15 protein-coding genes are annotated in these 17878 nt (G+C 72.6%); 4 read left to right on the plus strand and 11 right to left on the minus strand.

From position 1 onward, the window contains the following. Positions 1-51 precede the first annotated feature (51 nt). From ABT254_RS40155 to ABT254_RS40170, 4 genes are read left to right on the plus strand one after another with little or no spacing between them, the layout of a single operon-like run. The gene (locus tag ABT254_RS40155) at positions 52-1434 is read left to right on the plus strand and encodes a nitrate/nitrite transporter (protein WP_351481969.1); all 1383 of its coding nucleotides are present in this window, start codon (positions 52-54) and stop codon (positions 1432-1434) included. Continuing rightward, complete coding sequence (locus tag ABT254_RS40160) at positions 1424-4129, plus strand: molybdopterin-dependent oxidoreductase (RefSeq protein WP_351481975.1); 2706 nt, start codon at positions 1424-1426, stop codon at positions 4127-4129. The genes ABT254_RS40155 and ABT254_RS40160 overlap by 11 nt, the downstream gene beginning before the upstream one ends. Then, positions 4126-5526: an FAD-dependent oxidoreductase gene (locus tag ABT254_RS40165; RefSeq protein ID WP_351481978.1), complete on the plus strand. Its 1401-nt coding sequence runs from the start codon at positions 4126-4128 to the stop codon at positions 5524-5526. The genes ABT254_RS40160 and ABT254_RS40165 overlap by 4 nt, the downstream gene beginning before the upstream one ends. Continuing rightward, positions 5523-6737, plus strand: coding sequence for an FAD-dependent oxidoreductase (locus tag ABT254_RS40170; protein ID WP_351481980.1), 1215 nt, complete (start codon positions 5523-5525; stop codon positions 6735-6737). Before ABT254_RS40165 ends, ABT254_RS40170 begins: the two co-directional genes overlap by 4 nt. A 244-nt stretch (positions 6738-6981) precedes the next feature. Here ABT254_RS40170 and ABT254_RS40175 read toward each other — a convergent pair whose 3' ends face one another. The 11 genes from ABT254_RS40175 to ABT254_RS40225 all read right to left on the minus strand — a co-directional run bounded on the left by ABT254_RS40175 (position 6982) and on the right by ABT254_RS40225 (position 17873). Beyond that, on the minus strand, positions 6982-7566 hold the full coding sequence (locus ABT254_RS40175) for an NADPH-dependent FMN reductase (protein ID WP_351481983.1): 585 nt from the start codon (positions 7564-7566) through the stop codon (positions 6982-6984). A 143-nt stretch (positions 7567-7709) separates the two neighbouring features. After that, on the minus strand, positions 7710-7877 hold the full coding sequence (locus tag ABT254_RS40180; RefSeq protein WP_351481986.1) for a hypothetical protein: 168 nt from the start codon (positions 7875-7877) through the stop codon (positions 7710-7712). Next, on the minus strand, positions 7874-9451 hold the full coding sequence (locus tag ABT254_RS40185) for a class I adenylate-forming enzyme family protein (protein WP_351481989.1): 1578 nt from the start codon (positions 9449-9451) through the stop codon (positions 7874-7876). The genes ABT254_RS40180 and ABT254_RS40185 overlap by 4 nt, the downstream gene beginning before the upstream one ends. A 189-nt stretch (positions 9452-9640) precedes the next feature. Then, positions 9641-10288 (minus strand): NAD(P)H-dependent oxidoreductase, encoded by a 648-nt coding sequence (locus ABT254_RS40190; RefSeq protein WP_351481992.1) that lies wholly within the window; start codon positions 10286-10288, stop codon positions 9641-9643. Positions 10289-10399: 111 nt separating this feature from the next. Continuing rightward, the gene (locus ABT254_RS40195; protein ID WP_351481995.1) at positions 10400-10792 is read right to left on the minus strand and encodes a YybH family protein; all 393 of its coding nucleotides are present in this window, start codon (positions 10790-10792) and stop codon (positions 10400-10402) included. 26 nt (positions 10793-10818) lie between these two features. Further along, complete coding sequence (locus tag ABT254_RS40200) at positions 10819-11433, minus strand: NAD(P)H-dependent oxidoreductase (protein WP_351481997.1); 615 nt, start codon at positions 11431-11433, stop codon at positions 10819-10821. Positions 11434-11966: 533 nt separating this feature from the next. Then, positions 11967-13154, minus strand: coding sequence for an MFS transporter (locus ABT254_RS40205; protein ID WP_351481999.1), 1188 nt, complete (start codon positions 13152-13154; stop codon positions 11967-11969). Between the two features lie 166 nt (positions 13155-13320). Then, positions 13321-14808 carry an MFS transporter gene (locus ABT254_RS40210; protein WP_351482001.1) on the minus strand — a complete coding sequence of 496 codons (1488 nt, stop codon included), beginning with the start codon at positions 14806-14808 and terminating at the stop codon, positions 13321-13323. 120 nt (positions 14809-14928) lie between these two features. Next, positions 14929-15414 (minus strand): RrF2 family transcriptional regulator, encoded by a 486-nt coding sequence (locus tag ABT254_RS40215; protein WP_351482004.1) that lies wholly within the window; start codon positions 15412-15414, stop codon positions 14929-14931. Between the two features lie 81 nt (positions 15415-15495). Beyond that, a complete protein-coding gene (locus ABT254_RS40220; protein WP_351482008.1) occupies positions 15496-17070 on the minus strand; it encodes an FAD-dependent oxidoreductase in 1575 nt (524 codons plus the stop codon). After that, the gene (locus ABT254_RS40225) at positions 17067-17873 is read right to left on the minus strand and encodes an arylamine N-acetyltransferase family protein (RefSeq protein WP_351482011.1); all 807 of its coding nucleotides are present in this window, start codon (positions 17871-17873) and stop codon (positions 17067-17069) included. Before ABT254_RS40225 ends, ABT254_RS40220 begins: the two co-directional genes overlap by 4 nt. Positions 17874-17878 lie beyond the last annotated feature (5 nt).

A 17878-nucleotide genomic window follows, 5' to 3' on the forward strand; every position in this document is an offset into this window, starting at 1 on the left:
AACCCGCGCACCCCCTTCCCACCGGTCCGCCCGGAGAAAGCCGAGGAGAAGATGACGAGCGCACGCACCGCGCGAGGGCGGTGGATCGAGAACTGGGACCCCGACGACGAGGACCTGTGGGAGCGGGGCGGCGGCCGGCGCATCGCCCGGCGCAACCTGGTGCTGTCCGTGCTCTCCGAGCACGTCGGCTTCTCCGTGTGGAGCATGTGGTCGGTCCTGGTGCTGTTCATGTCGCCGAGGATCGGACTGGCCTTCGCCCCCGACGAGAAGTTCCTCCTGGTGGTGGTGCCCACGCTGGTGGGCGCGCTGCTGAGGCTGCCGTACAGCTACGCGGTGACCCGGTTCGGGGGCCGCAACTGGACCGTGTTCGCCTCGCTGGTGCTGCTGGTCCCGGCCGCCGCGACGGTGTACTTCGTGCAGCGGCCGGGCACGCCCCTGTGGGTGTTCCTGCTGATCGGCGCCACGGCCGGGGCGGGCGGCGGCAACTTCGCCTCCTCGATGACGAACATCACCGCCTTCTACCCGCAGCGCCACCAGGGCTGGGCCCTCGGCCTGAACGCGGGCGGCGGCAACCTGGGCGTCGCCGCGGTCCAACTGCTCGGCCTGCTGGTGATCTCCACGGTCGGCGACACACATCCGGCGTACGTGGCGGCCGTCTACCTGCCGCTGATCGCGCTGGTGGCGGTGGCGGCCGCCCTCCGCATGGACAACGTGGCCGTGCTGCGCACCGAGCGCGGCGCGCAGCGCGAGGCCGCCGCGTGCGCCCACACCTGGTGGATCTCCCTGCTGTACATCGGCACGTTCGGCTCGTTCATCGGCTTCGGGTTCGCCTTCGGTCTCGTCCTGCAGAGCCAGTTCGGGTCCACTCCGCTTCAGGCCGCCTCGTTCACCTTCCTCGGGCCGCTGCTCGGTTCGGTGGCCCGCCCGCTGGGGGGCAGGATCGCCGACCGGTTCGGCGGTGCGAGGGTGACGCTGTGGGCGTTCGCCGGGATGGCGGCCGGGACCGGCATCCTGCTCCTCGCCACCCGCAGCGGCTCGTTCCCGTTGTTCGTGGCCGGGTTCACCTCGCTGTTCGTGATGAGCGGCGTCGGCAACGGGTCGACGTACAAGATGATCCCGGCGGTCTTCGCCCGGCAGGCGGAGGTGGCCGTCACCTCCGGTCATGACGCGGCCGCCGCCTTCGCCCGCTCGCGTCGGCTGTCCGGGGCGGTCATCGGCATCGCCGGTGCGGTGGGCGCGCTCGGCGGTGTCGCCATCAACCTCGTGTTCCGCTCCGCGTACGGCGGGCCGGGCGGCGGCGAGCCCGCGTTCTACGCCTTCCTCGCCTTCTACGCGCTGTGCGCGGCCGTGATCCGCGTGGTGTACCTGCGGGGCGAGCGCAGGTCCGCTCCCCTGTCGGCCGGCGAGCAGCAGCGGACCTCCCATGTCCGTTGAACCGGAGAGCGGGCGGGAGAGCACCACCCACTGCCCGTACTGCGCGCTGCAGTGCTCCACCGTGCTGTCGGGTGAGCGGGGCGCGGTGGCCGTGCGGCCCTCGGCCGGCTTCCCGGTCAACCGGGGCGGGCTGTGCCAGAAGGGGTGGACGGCGCCGGCCCTGCTCTCCACCCCCGACCGGCTGCTGACACCCCTGGTGCGCGGGGCCGATGGCCGGCTCGCGCCGGCCGGCTGGGACGAGGCGCTCGACCTGGTGGCCGGGCGGCTCAAGGAGCTCCGGGCCCGGCACGGCGCCGACGCGGTCGCGGTGTTCGGCGGCGGCGGGCTGACCAACGAGAAGGCGTACACGCTCGGCAAGTTCGCCCGCGTGGCCCTCGGCACGAGCCAGATCGACTACAACGGCCGGTTCTGCATGTCGTCGGCGGCAGCGGCGGCCACGGCGGCCTTCGGGCTCGACCGCGGGCTGCCGTTCCCGGTCACCGACCTGGCCGGGGCCGAGGTGATCCTGCTGGCCGGGGCCAACCCGGCGGAGACCATGCCGCCGCTGATGCGCCACCTGGAGGGCGCGGACCTGGTCGTCGTCGACCCGCGACGCACCCGCACCGCCCAGCAGGCCGCGCTGCACCTGCAGCCCGCGCCCGGCACGGACCTCGCCCTGGCCCTCGGCATGCTGCATCTGGCCGTCACCGAGGGCCTGGTCGACAAGGAGTACGTCGACGAGCGCACCAGCGGCTTCGACGCGGCCTGGGAGCAGTGCGTCGCCTGGTGGCCGGAGCGGGTGGAGGAGGTCACCGGGGTGCCGGCGGCCGACCTGCGGACAGCCGTCCGGATGCTCGGCGACGCCCGCCGGGCCTACGTCCTGACCGGCCGGGGCGCAGAGCAGCACAGCAAGGGCTCCGACACCGTCGCCGCGTTCATCAACCTGGCCCTCGCGCTCGGTCTGCCGGGCCGCGAGGGCAACGGCTTCGGCACGCTGACCGGGCAGGGCAACGGGCAGGGCGGCCGGGAGATGGGCCAGAAGGCCGACCAGTTGCCCGGCTACCGCTCGCTCACCGACCCGGCGGCCCGCGCGCACATGGCGTCCGTGTGGGGCGTGGCCGAGGACGCCCTGCCCGGGGCGGGCCGCAGTGCGTACGAGCTGCTGGACGCCCTCGGCCGTGCCGACGGCCCCCGAGCCCTGCTGGTCTTCGGCTCCAACCCGGTCGTCTCGGCACCCCGGGCCGCCCACGTCACCGAACGCCTGCGTGCCCTCGACCTGCTGGTGGTGGCCGACTTCGTGCCTTCGGAGACGGCGGCCCTGGCCGATGTGGTCCTGCCGGTGGCCCAGTGGGCCGAGGAGGAGGGCACGCTGACCAGCCTGGAGGGCAGGGTCCTGCGCCGCCGCGCCCATCTGACCCCGCCCCCGGGTGTACGCACGGACCTGGCAGTCCTGCACGCTCTGGCCGTCCGCCTCGGCCAGCCCGCCGCCCGGTTCCCGACCCGCCCCCGCGAGGTCTTCGACGAACTCCGCCGAGCCACCGCCGGCGCCCCGGCGGACTATTCCGGCATCACCTATGACCGCCTGGACACGGGAGAGCCACTGCACTGGCCGTGCCCCACCGAGAACGACACCCACCGGCACAACACCGCCGGAAGGGCCCGCGACACAGCCGAAGACCGCGACGACACGTGCCTAGGCCCGGGCACGGGCGAAGACCGGCACGACACGTGCCTAGGCCCGGACACGGGCGAAGGCCAGTACGACACGGGCGAAGGCCGGGACAACGCGGGCGAACGCCCGGACGACACGCGCCAAAACCCGGGCACGGGCGAAGACCGGCACGACACAGGCGAAGGCCGCGACAACACGGGCGAACGCCGGGACGGTGCGGGCGAAGACCCGGACAACACGTGCCAAGGCCCGAGCACGGGCGAAGACCGGCACGACACAGGCGGACGCCCGGACGACACGCGCCAAAACCCGGACACAGGCGAAGGCCGGGACCACGCGGGCGAAGGCCGCGGCAACACGGGAGAACGCCGGGACGGTGCGGGCCAACGCCCGGCCGACACGCGCCAAGACCCGGACACGGGCGAAGACCGGCACGACACGGGCGAAGGCCCGAACAACGCGGGCGAACGCCCGGGCGGCGCGGCTGGAAAGCAGCGTGATGCAGGCGGAAAGCGAGGCGGTCCGGTCGGCGGTGGCCGGGACGGGGGCACCGGGGGTGGCGGTACCAGTCCCCACCCCGGGACCCCCCGCCTCTTCCTCGACCGTTTCGCCCATCCCGAGGGGCGTGCCCGGTTCACCCCCGTCGATCACCGGCCGGCCGCCCAGGAGCCCGGCGGCGACTTCCCGCTGTACGGGACGACGGGCCGGGTACTGGCCCAGTACCAGTCGGGTGCTCAGACCCGGCGGGTGGCCGAGTTGCTCGCCGCCGCGCCGGAGGCCGTCGTCGAGGTGCATCCGGACACCGCACGCCGACTCGGCCTGGCCGACGGCAAGTTCGCCGAGGTCGGCTCCGTGTACGGCACCGTCCGGGCGCGGGTACGGCTCACCCGTACCGTGCGCACGGACACCGTCTTCGTGCCGTTCCACTTTCCGGGCGCCGCCCGCGCCAACCTGTTCACCGGCGACGCGCTCGACCCGCGCAGCCGTATGCCCGAGTTCAAGGTGAGCGCGGTGCGGGTGACCCCGGTGGGTGAGCAGCCGTGACCGGCGTCGTCGTCGCGGGCGGCGGGCCCGCAGCGCACCGGCTGGCCGCCCGGCTGCGGCAGTACGGGTACGCGGGCGGGGTGACGGTGGTGGGCGCCGAGCCGCGCCCCGCCTACAACCGTGCCCTGCTCGGCTCCGTCCTCGACGGCACACTCGGCGCGAGGCACCTCTCCCTGCCCGCGCTGCCCCCGGACATTCGGCAGCTGACGGGCGTACGGGTGCGGGCCCTGGACCGCGTGCGCCGCACGGTACGGCTGAGCGACGGACGCCGACTGCCGTACGGCGTCCTCGTGCTGGCCACCGGTGCACGGCCGCGGGTGCCCGCGGTGCCGGGCCTGGTCACCGCGGGCGGCCAGCTCGCCGAGGGGGTGCGCACGGTACGCACCGCGGCCGACTGCCGTCCGCTGTCCGAGGGGCCCGCCGTGGTCCTCGGCGGCGGGGTCCGCGGCGTCGAATCGGCGCTGGCGCTGCGCCGGGCGGGGCACGAGGTGGCGCTCGTCCATCCCGCCGCTTGGCTGATGGACCGTCACCTGGACGCGACGGGCGCCGCGGTGCTCGCGGACTGGCTCGCCGACCGGGGCGTCACGCTCCACCTCGGCCGCCGGGCCGAGGAGTACACACCGGGCAAGGTGGTCCTGGACGACGGCCAGGTCCTGGCGGCGGGCACGCTGCTGCTGTGCACGGGCACGACACCGGAGGTGCGGCCGGCCCGGGCGAGCGGTCTCGACGTGCGCGAGGGCGTGGTCGTCGACGACCGGCTCCGCACCAGCGACCCGCACATCCACGCGATCGGCGACTGCGCCGAGCACAAGGGCATCCCCGGCCGGACCGTGCTCGACGCGTGGGAACAGGCGGACGCGCTCGCCCGGATCCTCACCGGACAGGAGCGGCCGTACACACCCGGACGGCGCGTGCTCAGGCCGCGCACCCCGGGCAAGGACATGGTCGTCCTCCCACCGGCCGGGCCGCCGCCAGGGCGGGACCCCGCCGAGACCGTCTCGCTGCTGGACCGGACGGGCGGCCGCTACGCCCGCCTCGTGCTGCGCGACGGACGTATCCACGAGGGGATCGTCATCGGCTCGGCCTCCGCCGTCGCCGCCGTGAGCCGGCTGTACGTCCATGACATGCCCGCGCCCGCAGACCTGCTGGCGCTGCTGACCGGCGCCGACGGCGAGTACGCGGGCGACGGGCCACCGTCCGAGGAGGCCGTGGTGTGCCACTGCAACAACGTCACCCGAAAGGCCCTCATGGACGCCTGGCACTGCGGCGCGCACGACCGGTCGGCGCTGGCCCGGGCGACCAGGGCGACGACCGGGTGCGGCAGCTGCGCCCCGCTCGTCCGCGACCTGTGCGCGGCGCTCGCCGCCGGCACCACCCCCGAAGGAGGGACCCCGTGAGGACGCGCACCCTGGTGGTGGCAGGCCACGGTATGGCGGGCCACCGGCTGGTGGAGGAGGTGCTCGCGCGGGACCGGCACGGCGAGTGGCGGATCGTCGTGCTCGCCGAGGAGCCACGGCCCGCGTACGACCGGGTGGCGCTCTCCTCCCTGGTGGACGGTGCCACCCTCGACGACCTCGCGCTGGCCGGTGCGGACCTCCTGCGCGACCGTCGCCTGGATCTGCGCCTGCGCACGCCGGTGACCGGGGTCGACCGCCGGGCCAGGACGGTGACCTGCGGCGACGGAGGTGTGGTCGGCTACGACGCACTGGTGCTGGCCACCGGGTCACGGCCGTTCGTGCCGCCGGTGCCCGGGCACGATCTGCCGGGGTGCTTCGTGTACCGGACGGTGGAGGACGTCGAGGGGATCCGCGCGGCGGCCGAACCGGGCCGGGCGGCGGTGGTGGTCGGGGGCGGGCTGCTGGGCCTGGAGGCGGCGAACGCGCTCCGGATGCTCGGCATGCGCGCCCAGGTGGTGGAGATGGCCCCGTGGCTGATGGCCCAGCAGATCGACGAGGGCGGCGGCCGGGTGCTGGCCGAGGCGATCAGTGGGCTCGGCGTGCGGGTGCACTGTTCGGCGACACTGCACGCGGTCCGCGCGGGCGCCGACGGCCGCGCCGACCGGGTCCAGCTCGCCGACGGGACGGTGCTGGACGCCGGGCTCGTGGTCTTCGCCGCCGGGGTGCGACCGCGCGACGAACTCGCCGCCGCGCTCGGGCTCGAACGCGGTGAGCGGGGCGGCTTCCTGGTGGACGAGTGGTGCCGCACCGCCGACGAGCACATCTGGGCGATCGGCGAGTGCGCGGCCGTGGCGGGCCGCTGCCACGGTCTCGCGGCCCCCGGCTTCCGCATGGCCGAGACGGTGGCCCGACAACTGCTCGGCGCTCCGTCCGAGGCCTTCGCAGGAGCGGACACCTCGGCACAACTCAAGGTCCTGGGCATCGAGGTGGCCGGCTTCGGCGACGCCCACGCCCGCACCCGGGGCGCGATCGAATACATACGGAACAACCCCCGCACCGGCACCTACGCGAAGCTGGTCCTGGGCCCCGACGCCCGCACCCTCCTGGGCGGAGTCCTGGCGGGCAGCACCCGCGCGTACCCGGCGCTGCGCACCCTGACGGGCCGGCAACTACCGTCCGCTCCTGAGGAGTTGCTGGCCGAAGGCCCCTGAGGACCCTCCGCGGCGCGGAACAGCAAGACCCTGCCGAGCATCCCGGTGTGGAGGAACCGGATGCTCGGCAGGGTCTTTCTCGCGCCCCCGCAACGGGGGGTGGGTACGGGGACGCGGTTCGGGGTGGCCCGATGGGGTCCACGGCGGCACCAGGGATGGGGTGCGGCAGGGGACGGCCCGCGGGGGTGCCGCAGCCCTGGGGTGGCAGGTACGGCAGCGGGAGGTACCGGTCGGGTACGGGTTGTCAGTTGTCGTACGGCCGACGGGCCTTGGCCTCCCTCGTGGCCAACGCCCACCAGCTCAGCTTGTCCCACAGCACCTTCGCCGCGGCCTCCGCGTTCGCGCCCTCGATGAGGTTGCCCTCGGCGTCGAACTGCGACCAGGGGCCGTGGAAGCTGACGGCGTCGCGGACCGGCACGGCGTGCAGCTCGGTGAAGATGTGCTTCAGCTGCTGGACGGCGCGCAGGCCACCGGCGAGGCCGCCGTAGCCGACGAATCCGACCGGCTTGGCGTGCCACTCGTGCTGGGTCCAGTCCAGGGCGGCCTTCAGGGACGCCGGGAAGCTGTGGTTGTACTCGGGCGTCACCACCACGAAGCCGTCCGCCTCGGCCAGCCGCGCCGAGAAGGCGCCGAGCAGTTCGGCGACCTCGGGTTCCGGCTGGTCGCTCAGCCCGGTGGGCAGCGGGTAGTCCGCGAGGTCGACCAGGTCGACCTCGATGTCGTCGCGCTGGTCGGCGGTGCCGACGAACCAGTTCGCGATGGTCGGGCCGAAACGGCCCCTGCGTACGCTCGACAGGATCACGGCCACGCGGATGCGGTCACTCGACATGTCAGCCCTTTCACGGCGGTCCTTCCTCGGTCCTCCATCAGGGAACCAAACCCGCATGCCGGTTTCCAAGTCGTATCGAAGAATCCGATGGGACATGCCGCTGCCGGGCCCGCCTGGAACAGGCGGACCCGGCAGTGTGCAGGTCAGTCGACGCTCTGCAGGATGTGCGGCTCGGCGAGGTCCTCCTCGTAGCCGGCCAGGCGGATCGGCGCGGATCTCGCCCAGACCTCCAGGAAGCCCGGCTCCGGGGGCGACGAGCCACGCCCGTCGCCCCGTACCGGCTCCTCGGCCGTCCGCCGGTGGGCCGTCACCCGTGCTCCTGTGTGACTGCCTCGGCGAGCTGCCGGGCCAGCTCCAGTCGGCGGATCTTCGCGGTGGCCGTGCGCGGCAGTTCGGACAGCCGGCGCTGGACGGGCTCGCAGAGGGCGGGCTGGTCGGCGACGGCGGCCTTCCAGCGCCCCAGGTCGAGCGGCTCGTCCCCGCGGGTGCACACGACCGGCACCGGCCGCTTGTCGGGACCGGGCACGACGACCAGTTCGGTCAGCTCGTCCAGCTTGTGCAGTACGGCGTCCTCGATCTCCAGCGTGGACTCGATGCCCGGGATGACGTCGACCTCCCGGTCGAGCAGGTGCAGACAGCCCCACTTGGTGCGGTAGCCGACGTCACCGCCGCGCCACCACTCGCCGACCACCTGCTTGTCGAAGCGCTCCTGCTCGCCGTAGTACGTCAGCGCGCGGCCCGCCGTGGCCACGTCGATGTAGCCGGGGGTCTCCTTGGTCGGCTTGGCTCCGTTGCGGGACACCAGGCGGTACTTGGTCATGCCCGGGGTCGGGTAACCCTGGCAGCGGCCGTCGGCCTTCAGGGCGTTGCGGCGCCGGTAGGTGCGGGCGGCCAGCGGGCCGCACTCGCTCTGGCCGTACACCTGGAGGAAGACCGGGCTGCGGCGGTCCGATGCGTGCAGGAACTTGTGCATCGTGCTCGGGTGGATCGCGTCGAAGGTGCTGTTGAAGTACTTGACGTTGGAGACCGGCCCGCGCGGATCGTCCAGCATCGCCTCCCACTCCAGGAAGGAGTTGGGGTGCGTCTCCAGCACGCCCGGACGGTGGCGGACCAGCATGTCGGCGACGTGCGCCGGGTCGCCGTCGTCCATGAACACCATCGGCATGCCGCGCATCTGGAGCACGGCGAGGCCCAGGTACATCCGCGAGTGGACGTACGACACGTGCATGGCGGCGGTCTCGCGCTTGCGGATGAGGGAGACCACCTTGTCCTGCCAGTTGCCGCGGGCGCCGAGCGAACGCGCCGAGTGCACCACCAGCTTGGGGATGCCGGTGGTCCCGGAGGTGTGGGTCATCAGGGCCGGCTGGTCGGGGTCGAGCAGCACCGGGCGGCGCTCCGGGGCGCCCGCGAGGTCCGCCAGGGACACGGCGTCCGCGTGGGAACCGGTCACGGTGACGACGCGTGCGGTCAGCTCGGTGAGCGGCAGGTCGGCCAGCGAACCGGTCAGTTTGGCCTCGTCGGTGAGCAGGGTGGGCCGCTCCAGCCGCTGAAGCAGCTCGCCGATGGTCTCACCGTCCAGGTGCGGGGAGAGCATCGCGGGCACCGCGCCGATCCGGGCCGTGGCGCAGGCCAGCACCGTGATGTCGAAGCTGGACGTCTTGTGCACGGCCACGTGCTCGCTGGGGCGCACGCCCGCGGCCCAGAGCCGGTTCGCGGTCTCGGCCACATGGCCGGCGAACTCCGCGACGGTCAGCTTCCGGCCCGCCTCGGGGAAGGCGTCCATGTCGTGGTCGAGCGTGATGGGAGTGTCGCCGAACTTCTCGGCCGCGCGCTCGGAGACGACCCCGAGGTAGAGGAACTTCTTGCTCTTCGGCACCTTGAACATCAGGACTCTTCCTCCGAGAACCGACACATGAGATAGGGGAATTACCTCTTATAAATTCCCATGGAATTCCGACCCGGGAAAGAAAGAGGCGCCCAATATGTCATCTCACGGCGCGAGGAAATGAATGGGCCGGGTCGCGCGGCTGCACGACCCGGCCTTCTGGATTTCCCCGCCTTCCTGCGGAAAGGTTCAGCCCTTCTTCAGCCCCTGCTTGAGCGCCTCGGCCACCTGGAGGGTGCGGACGGTCTGGTAGCCGACGGCGGCGAGGTTGTCGTCGGTGACGTTCTGCGCGAGGTGCCCCGGGATGGCCTGCAGGCCGGAGGTGGCGCTCACCCCGTACGGGTTGCCGTTGCTCGGCGCGAGCAGGATGTCGTCGGTGACGCCGGGCGGCACGATGACGGCGCCCCAGTGGTAGAAGACGTTGCTCAGGGACAGGATCGTGGACTCCTGGCCGCCGTGCGGGGTGCCCGTCGAGGTGAACGCGGACATCGCCTTGTTCATCAGGCCGCGCCGGGCGTGCAGTTCGAAGGTCTGGTCGATGAAGTGCTTGAGCGGGCCGGCCAGCAGGCCGTAGCGGCCCGGCGTGCCCCAGACGATCGCGTCGGCCCAGTCGAGGTCGTCGATCGTGGCGACCTCGACCTCGCGGGCGGTGGTCCGGTGCTCGTTGTTCGCCTCGCTCCATTCCTTGTAGTTGGGCGCGAGCGGTTCGTCGGTGATTTCCGCGACCCGGCGCAGCCGCACCTCTGCTCCGGCCTTCTCCGCCGCCTCAGCGGCGGCGACAGCCAGCTTGTGGATGTTTCCGGTGGCCGAGTAGTAAACGATGGCGACATTGGTCATGGCCGTACTGCTCCCTCAATTGGGCAATTGGGTTGGGTGCTCGCGCCGTTTGCGGCTGCTGGGTGCCTTCTCATGGTGGCGCGACGCGCGCCGGGCGGCCAGCGGAAAGGATTAGTCCGTCAGGTCGGCTCCCACCTCCACTCCCGGCGGGTTGTCGATGATGTAGCGCCACAGCCCGTCGGCGCCGCGGCGGGCGACGTCGGTGGCTGTGCCCTCGATGTGCACGTGCTCGCCGTCGGGCCTGGTGCCGTCGATGACGAAGTCACCGATCAGCAGAGCGGTGTCGTCGTAGACGTAGGTGTGGCGCAGGCTGATCTCGATCGGGATGCCGAGGGCGAGGAAGCTGCTGGTCGCCTGTCGGCGGCCGTCTCCGGTCACCACCACGCCGGGCGTGAGGACCCGCACCGCCTGCGGTTCGAAGAGCCGGTCGATGGCGCCCAGGTCCTTGGCGTTGAAGGCCTCGACGAACGTCCCGGGCAACAGGGCGGGGTCGCTGACTGCCATGGTGTCTCCTCCTGTCGTCCGGTCGGTCAGGCGGCGGCCGGGACGCCGGCTGCGGCCTTGAGGGCGGCGGCGACCTGGATGGTGCGGCGGGTCTGGTAGGCGATGGCGCCGACGTTCTCCTCGTGGATGAAGCCGGCGCGGCTGCCGGCGACGGTGCTGGCGCCGTACGGGTTGCCGTTGTTCTTCTCGTAGAGCACCTTCTCGGCGGAGCCGGTGGCCACGATGACCGAGCCCCAGTGGCAGATCGCGTTGTGCAGCGCGAGGATCGTTGTCACCTGGCCGCCGTGCTCGGCGGAGCCGGAGGCGAAGGCGGAGACGGCCTTGTTGAGCAGCCGGCCCTGGATCGACAGCGGTGAGGTCGTGTTGATGAACTGCATCAACTGCGGGGCGGCCAGCCCGAAGTGGACGGGCGAGCCGAGCAGCACGGCGTCCGCCCAGTCCAGGTCGTCCGGGGTGGCCTCGGGGATCTCCGCGGCCCTGGCGGCATGCTCCTCGGAGCCGGGCCGCCCGGTGGCGGCGAGTTCGGCCACCCGGCGCAGCCGCACCTCGGCCCCCTGAGCCTCCGCGGCGTCCGCGGCGGCCTGGGCCAGCTTGTGGGTCGAGCCGGTGGACGAGTAGTAGATGACGGCGACGTTGGTCATGGTCGGGTACTCCCTGGGCGTACGGGTGTCGGGACAGGGGTGGTGGTGGAGCGCGCGGCGCTGCCCGCATCGTGGGGCGGCGGTCCGGGACGCGACAACGAAGGGTCGACAAGTGCGTCAGGTCGTACACGCCCCCGGCCGACAACAAGCGCCAGGAGCAGGTCCCGCGGGCGCGAGGTGGATACCGGGGACCCGGACGCGACAGCCAAGGGCCGACGAGCGCGTCACGTCGTACGACCACCCCCGCAGAACCCCGTCGAAGCGCCAGGACGGCCACCGCGCACGGCCCCGCCGACGGCGAGCATCAAGGCGGCCGCCGGAAGGCAGGGGTGCGCGGTGAACTGTCCGAAGAACAGCCGAAGGTTGCACGCCGGACAGGGTGCGGCAACAACGAGCCGACACCCGCCTCAGCCCGTACGGCTGCCGTCCGCGGAACAGCCGCCGGAAACAGGACCGGCAGGACGGACCGGCCGTGAAGGCGGACAGAAGTTGCGCGCCGGGCAGGGCGCGGCAGCATGAGGTCGGTGGGTGCGTCAGGTCGTGCGACCGGCGCGCACGAGTCCGCCGACGGCCAGCGTCAGTGCGGCCGCGAGGAGCAGCGCCAGTGGGGTGAATCCGCTGAAGAGGGCCGCGAGTTGGGCACCTGCTCCGGCTCCCGTGTTGAGTGTGAAGCCGTACAGGGCGATTGCCGTGGTCTGGGCCGCCGTCCCGGCGCGGGCGCCGACCGACTGGATGAGTGCGGGGCCGAGCGTGGCGAAGCCCGCCATGAAGGCGAACAGGGCGGCGCCGAGCTGGATCGCGTCGTCCCGGGCGCCGGCGGCGGCCAGCATTGCCGCGGCGGTCACCAGGAGAGCCACAGCCGCACGCCGGGGAGCCGGGAAGCGGGCCAGGGCGGGGGCGGCCAGGACGGCGCCGAGGAGCGCCGGGAGGGCGCTGGCGCGCAGAGCGAGCAGCGGTGCGCCGCCGCCCGCCACGGACGCGGGGCCGTACAGCTGGACGCCGGTGTAGACGGCCGTCAGGCTGCCGGCGCCGACCAGGATGACCAGGTACAGCGGGATCATCCGGGCGCCCAGGGCGGGCCTGAGGCCCGACAGCCCGCCGACGCCGGGGCCCCGCCGTTCCTCGGGCAGCAGCACCCGCCACGAGACGGCGGCCCCGGCCAGCAGCAGCGGCACGGTCCCCCAGAACACCCACCGCCAGCCCAGCAGCGACGCCACGAGCTGCGCCTCCACCTGGCCGATCACGACCGTGGCCCCCATGCAGGCGGAGACCACGGTCAGCGCCAGGGAGACGCGGTGCGGGGCGATGCGGGCGTGCAGATAGGCGTACGACATGGGGATGAACGAGCCGGCGAACAGGCCCTGCACGGCGCGCAGCGCGACCCCGGCGCCCAGTGAGGACGCCAGCGGCAGTACGGCGGTCAACAGGGCCATGGCCAGGACGTTGACCACCATCACGGTGCGCCGCCCCCAGCGCGTGGACAGCGGCCCGCTGACCAGCGAGCCCACCGCGTGGGCGAAGGCGAACGCGGTGGTCGAGGCCGCCGCCGACCCGGTCGGCACACCCCAGGCGCCGGCGAGTTCGGGCATCAGCGGGATGGTGACGTACATCTGGCCCACCACGAGCACGCCCATGACGGATACCGTCGCGGTGGTCGCCGCGAGCGGCGCGGGGCGCGGTGGGGCCGGGGACGACACCTCGGCAACCGATGTTTTCGACATACATCGATCCTCCGAGGGATCCTCGGCCACCGGCAATCGGCCACCTCACTATGCGTCAAGTCGGCTATGGATCAACGGCTTTGGCGGCGGGCAGGGCTTGACGGCAGACATGCCGAACCCCCGCACCAGGCGGGGGAAGGTCGATGCGGAGGTCCGGCGGTCGGGATCAGACCTGAGCTGCCTGCGGCTCCTCGCTGGCGGTGGCCGCGGCCCCGCCCTGGGCGACGGCCCGCTGCTTGCTCGGCTTCTGCAGGCCGAGGGCGACCAGCGCGGTGAGCGCGATGCCCGCCGCGGCGATGAACACCGCGGTGCGCAGGCCGTCGGTGGTGGCCGAGCGCAGCGCCTCGCCCTTGAGGCCGCCGAGCCCGGAGTTGGCGATGGCCACCAGGACCGCGAGGCCGACCGCGCCGCCGATCTGCTGCGTGGTGGAGGCCATGCCGGAGGCGATGCCCTGCTCCATCGGGTCCACGCCGACGGTGGCGGCGCCGAACATCAGCGTGTAGCCGGCGCCCTGACCGAGCCCCAGGACGAGCATCCCGGGGATCAGCGAGACGTAGGAGCCGTCGGTGGCGAGGGTGAGGCCGACGATGACCGTGCCGACCAGGCCCACGAGCAGGCTGGCGATCATGATGGCGCGCAGGCCGAACTTCGTGGCCAGACGACCGGCCGTCTGGGCGCCGACGGAGATGGCGACCATCGGGACCAGGAAGGCCAGGCCCGTCTCCAGCGCGCTGTAGCCGTGCACGCCCTGGAAGTAGACCGTCAGGAAGTAGAGCAGGGTGCCGAAGGTCGCCATGTAGAAGAAGGTGACCGCGGAGCCGGTGCTCAGGTTGCGGTTGGTGAACAGGCGCAGCGGCATCAGCGGGTCGGCGGAGCGCTTCTCGATGACGAAGAAGGAGATCAGCAGCACCACGCCGAGGACGAGGGCGCCGACCACCGTGCCCGAGCCCCAGCCCGACTCCGGGCCCTGGACCAGGGCGAAGACGACGGAGGTGGTGCCGATGGTGGAGGTCAGGGCGCCGGCCAGGTCGAACGAGCGGCGGGCGCCGCCGCCCAGCTGGTCACGGGAGATCAGCGGGAAGGCGAACGCGATCGCCAGGGCGGCCAGCGGCACGTTGACGAAGAAGACGGACTCCCAGCCGAACGCCTGGGTGAGGACGCCGCCGAGCAGCGAGCCGAGGATCATCCCGGAGCCGCCGGCCGTGCCCCACACGGCGAAGGCGCGGTTGCGCTCCTTGCCCTCGGCGAACTTGGTGGAGACCAGGGTCAGGGTGGCCGGGAAGAGGAACGCACCGCCGATGCCCTGCACCGCGCGGGCGGCGACCAGCGTCCACGGGTCGGAGGCCAGGCCGCCGAGCAGCGAGGACAGCCCGTACAGGGACAGGCCGAGGACGAAGATGCGGCGCGGCCCCCACAGGTCGCAGGCCCGGCCGCCGAGCAGCAGGAACCCGCCGAACGCGACGGCGTACGCGCTGATCACCCACTGCAGGGTCTGGGCGGAGAAGCCGAGCCCGTCACCGATCTCGGGGAGCGCGACGTAGACGATGTTGTAGTCGATGGAGATGATCAGCTGGGCGAACGCCAGCAGCGCCAGGAGGAGTCCAGGGCGCCGGCGCGGTGCCTCGGTGGCGGCGCCTGTGGCCGAAGACGGCATGACTGTGCCTTTCACTGGGGGGTCACAAGGGGAATCGGTACGCGGTACGGGTACCGGGGGTGCGCTTGCGGTCGTGCGACTTTGCGGCTGTGCGAGTTTGCGGCTGTGCGGCTTGTCCTGTCAGGCCTGGTCGAACCAGTGGCGTACCTGGTCCGGCACGGCGGGGTTGGTCCGCCGGACCTCGTCCGCCAGAGCGGCGATCGTGCGGTCCGCCAGCCTGTGCCGCCAGGCGAGCTCCGCCTGGGCGAAGGCCTGGGCGACGGTGCAGGTGGTGCGGTGGGCGTCCGGGCCGGCGATGCCGCCTGCCGGGCCCTGGTGGCGGATGCCCGTGCACAGGAAGGCCCGTGCCGAACCGTCTATGGCCGCCGCCACGTCCATCAGGGTGATCTCCTGCGGTGCGCGGCCGAGACGGAATCCGCCGCGCGGGCCGGAGCGGGACGAGACGATGCCGGCTCGTCCCAGCGCGTTCATCTGCTTGTTCAGATAAGCCGTGGGCAGGTCGTGGAACTCGGCCAGCCGGGCGGCCGGCACCGCCCTGTCAGGAAGGATCCAGGACAGGTTGATGCAGCAGTGCACTGCCCATTCCACGCCCTCTCGCAGCTTCATGTTCCTGGACATTACGCATCCGCAATGTCCGCGGACAGGGCTCGCCTCTTTTAATGTCAAGTCGCCCGGGTCGTGCCCGTTCTAGCTGGTCAGAACCTGTTTCAGCTCGGCTTCGAGGCGACCGAGGTCGGCCTCGTGGCCGTGTGCCGCGATGTGTCCGTCGGGCCGCACCAGCCAGTAGCCGGCGCTGCGGCAACCGGTGGCATGGGCGCTCTCGCGGCGGCGCAGCACGACCGTGCGCACCGCCCCGCCGTACCGGCGCGCGACATGCCCGGCCTCGGTGCGCCAGGCGTCCGAGGGCGGTGTGAGGACCAGCGTCCAGGCCTGCGGGTCGACATCCGGTCCGCTGATGCCGTACGCCAGCGCCTGCCGCCGTGGGAAGACGGCGCCGTCCTTGAGGCCGCCCGGTATCCGGCCCGTGAGCCGGCAGCCGGACAGGCCCGAGGGCCGCTGCGTGTCGCGCACGGGTGGGTAGGCCAGGCGCCGCCCGGCCATCACCGGTGTGTAGAACCGCGAGACGACACCGGTGCGGTCGAGCAGTTTGAACGCGGTGTCCCTGGCGAGCACCTTGGCCCGGCTGTTCGCCACCCAGGCCCTGGTCTGCAGGTCGGTGTCGCGCACGATCTGCCGGGTGGCCTCGGAGCGTTCGGTGCCGTAGCCGGCCAACAGCGAGGCGGGTGACCGGCCTTGGATGACGGCAGCCAGCTTCCAGCCCAGATTCTGGGCGTCCTGAAGGCCGTTGTTCATGCCCTGGCCACCGGCCGGGCTGTGCACGTGCGCGGCGTCCCCGGCGAGGAAGACGCGCCCGACGCTGAAGTCGGAGGCGTGCCGGGCGTGCACCCGGAAGACGGCCTGCCACACCGCCTCGGTCAACCGCACCCCGCGCGGCCCGCGCTCGTCGAGGATCTCCTGCATCATCTCCAGGGAGACCTCACGCCGGCCCTGCGGCATGACGGACAGGAAGCGGTACACGCCGCCGGGCATCGGCACGACGACCAGGGCGCCGCTGGGCGCCTGGTAGAACAGGCACTCGTCCGGCGGGAGCCGACCCTCGATCCGCGCGTCGATCAGCGCGAAGGCCATCTCGTAGGTGCTGCCCTGGAAGCCGATGCCGAGCTGGCCGCGGACCGCGCTGCCGGCGCCGTCGGCACCGACCACGAAGGGCGCCCTGATCCGGTCGACGCTGCCGTCGGGCAGCTCCACCACGGCGGTGACGCCGTCGCTCGCGCCGATGTCGCCGGAGTAGTCCACGCCCTCCAGGGCCAGCAGCCGCACCCCGCGCTCCACCTTGCCGCCGAGTTCGGCGAACCGCTCGGCGAGCAGGCGCTCGGTGACGTGCTGCGGGAGCACCCGGCAGGCGGTGTCCTCGGTGAGGGCGAAGGAGGCGAGGGGCTTGCGTTCGGAGAAGTAGCTGAGCCGGCCGACCCGGACGGACTCGCGCATGACGCCGTCGGCCAGTCCCGCGTCCTCGAGGATGTCGAGGGCGCGGGGCCACACGGACAGCGCTTTGGGGGTGGTCGACGGTGCCTCGGCGCGGTCGATGACACGTACCCGTATGCCGCGGCGCATCAGCTCCACGGCCGTCAGCAGTCCGGTGGGGCCGGCCCCGACGACGAGCACGTCCATGTCGGGCGCGATGTTGTCGATGGCGCTCATTCGGTGCGCACCCCGGCGGTGACGCCCCCGGCGGGCTCCTTCGGCAGCCGGTCCAGGCTGATGCCGAAGTACTCCTTGTACGCCTCCAGCGCCTCGGCCTCGTCCGCGAGGGTGCGCTTGGAGCGCTCCTCGCCGGCGACCATGCTGACCTGCTGGTTGGCCTTGAGGGTGACCAGGCCGTCCTCGGTGCGGATGGAGCAGAACAGGCCCTGCAGGAAGGAGGAGTCGGGCGAGGTGCGGTACCACCACAGGGTGGGCGCGAAGTCGGGGATGGTGACCGGCCGGTCGGCGACCCGGTAGAGGGGCTTGCCGCCGAGGTACACGTCGACGGCGCCCTCGCCCGCGTCGTGCAGCCGGTACTCGCCGTGCGGGTCCTGCTGCACCTCGCGGGAGGAGAGGTTGAGCGGGAAGCGGCTGTTGCGGCCGAAGCCGACGTCGACCAGCCAGTCCTCGCCGTCCGCCTTCACGCGCAGCGCCAGGTGGCCGAGGAAGGGGCCGAGGACGCCGCCAGGGCGGTGCACCCAGCCGGGCAGGATGTCGACCTCGTAGCCGAGCGAGGTGAGCAGGAAGTACAGCGCGGGGTTCACCTCGTAGCAGCCGCCGCCGCGGTTGCCGTACACGATCTTCTCCAGGACGCGTTCGTCCATGAAGATGTCCGTGCCCTCCATGTGGTAGTCGAGGTTCTCGAAGGGCACCGACAGGAGGTGACGCTCCATCACGTGGCGCAGTCCCTCCAGGTCCGCCCGCTCGGGCCGGGTGGCGCCGATGCGGCGCAGGTAGTCGTCCATGATGACGTTCGACATCGCCG

The organism is Streptomyces sp. NPDC001137, from assembly GCF_040298885.1.
In the GTDB taxonomy this organism is placed as follows: domain Bacteria; phylum Actinomycetota; class Actinomycetes; order Streptomycetales; family Streptomycetaceae; genus Streptomyces.

Excerpts from the sequence above, each read along its gene's own strand:
- ABT254_RS40155 (WP_351481969.1), top strand. The coding sequence starts at position 52 with ATGACGAGCGCACGCACCGCGCGAGGGCGGTGGATCGAGAACTGGGAC.
- ABT254_RS40160 (WP_351481975.1), top strand. The coding sequence starts at position 1,424 with ATGTCCGTTGAACCGGAGAGCGGGCGGGAGAGCACCACCCACTGCCCG.
- ABT254_RS40175 (WP_351481983.1), bottom strand. The coding sequence starts at position 7,566 with ATGTCGAGTGACCGCATCCGCGTGGCCGTGATCCTGTCGAGCGTACGC.
- ABT254_RS40185 (WP_351481989.1), bottom strand. The coding sequence starts at position 9,451 with ATGTTCAAGGTGCCGAAGAGCAAGAAGTTCCTCTACCTCGGGGTCGTC.
- ABT254_RS40190 (WP_351481992.1), bottom strand. The coding sequence starts at position 10,288 with ATGACCAATGTCGCCATCGTTTACTACTCGGCCACCGGAAACATCCAC.
- ABT254_RS40195 (WP_351481995.1), bottom strand. The coding sequence starts at position 10,792 with ATGGCAGTCAGCGACCCCGCCCTGTTGCCCGGGACGTTCGTCGAGGCC.
- ABT254_RS40200 (WP_351481997.1), bottom strand. The coding sequence starts at position 11,433 with ATGACCAACGTCGCCGTCATCTACTACTCGTCCACCGGCTCGACCCAC.
- ABT254_RS40205 (WP_351481999.1), bottom strand. The coding sequence starts at position 13,154 with ATGTCGAAAACATCGGTTGCCGAGGTGTCGTCCCCGGCCCCACCGCGC.
- ABT254_RS40210 (WP_351482001.1), bottom strand. The coding sequence starts at position 14,808 with ATGCCGTCTTCGGCCACAGGCGCCGCCACCGAGGCACCGCGCCGGCGC.
- ABT254_RS40215 (WP_351482004.1), bottom strand. The coding sequence starts at position 15,414 with ATGAAGCTGCGAGAGGGCGTGGAATGGGCAGTGCACTGCTGCATCAAC.
- ABT254_RS40220 (WP_351482008.1), bottom strand. The coding sequence starts at position 17,070 with ATGAGCGCCATCGACAACATCGCGCCCGACATGGACGTGCTCGTCGTC.
- ABT254_RS40225 (WP_351482011.1), bottom strand. The coding sequence starts at position 17,873 with ATGTCGAACGTCATCATGGACGACTACCTGCGCCGCATCGGCGCCACC.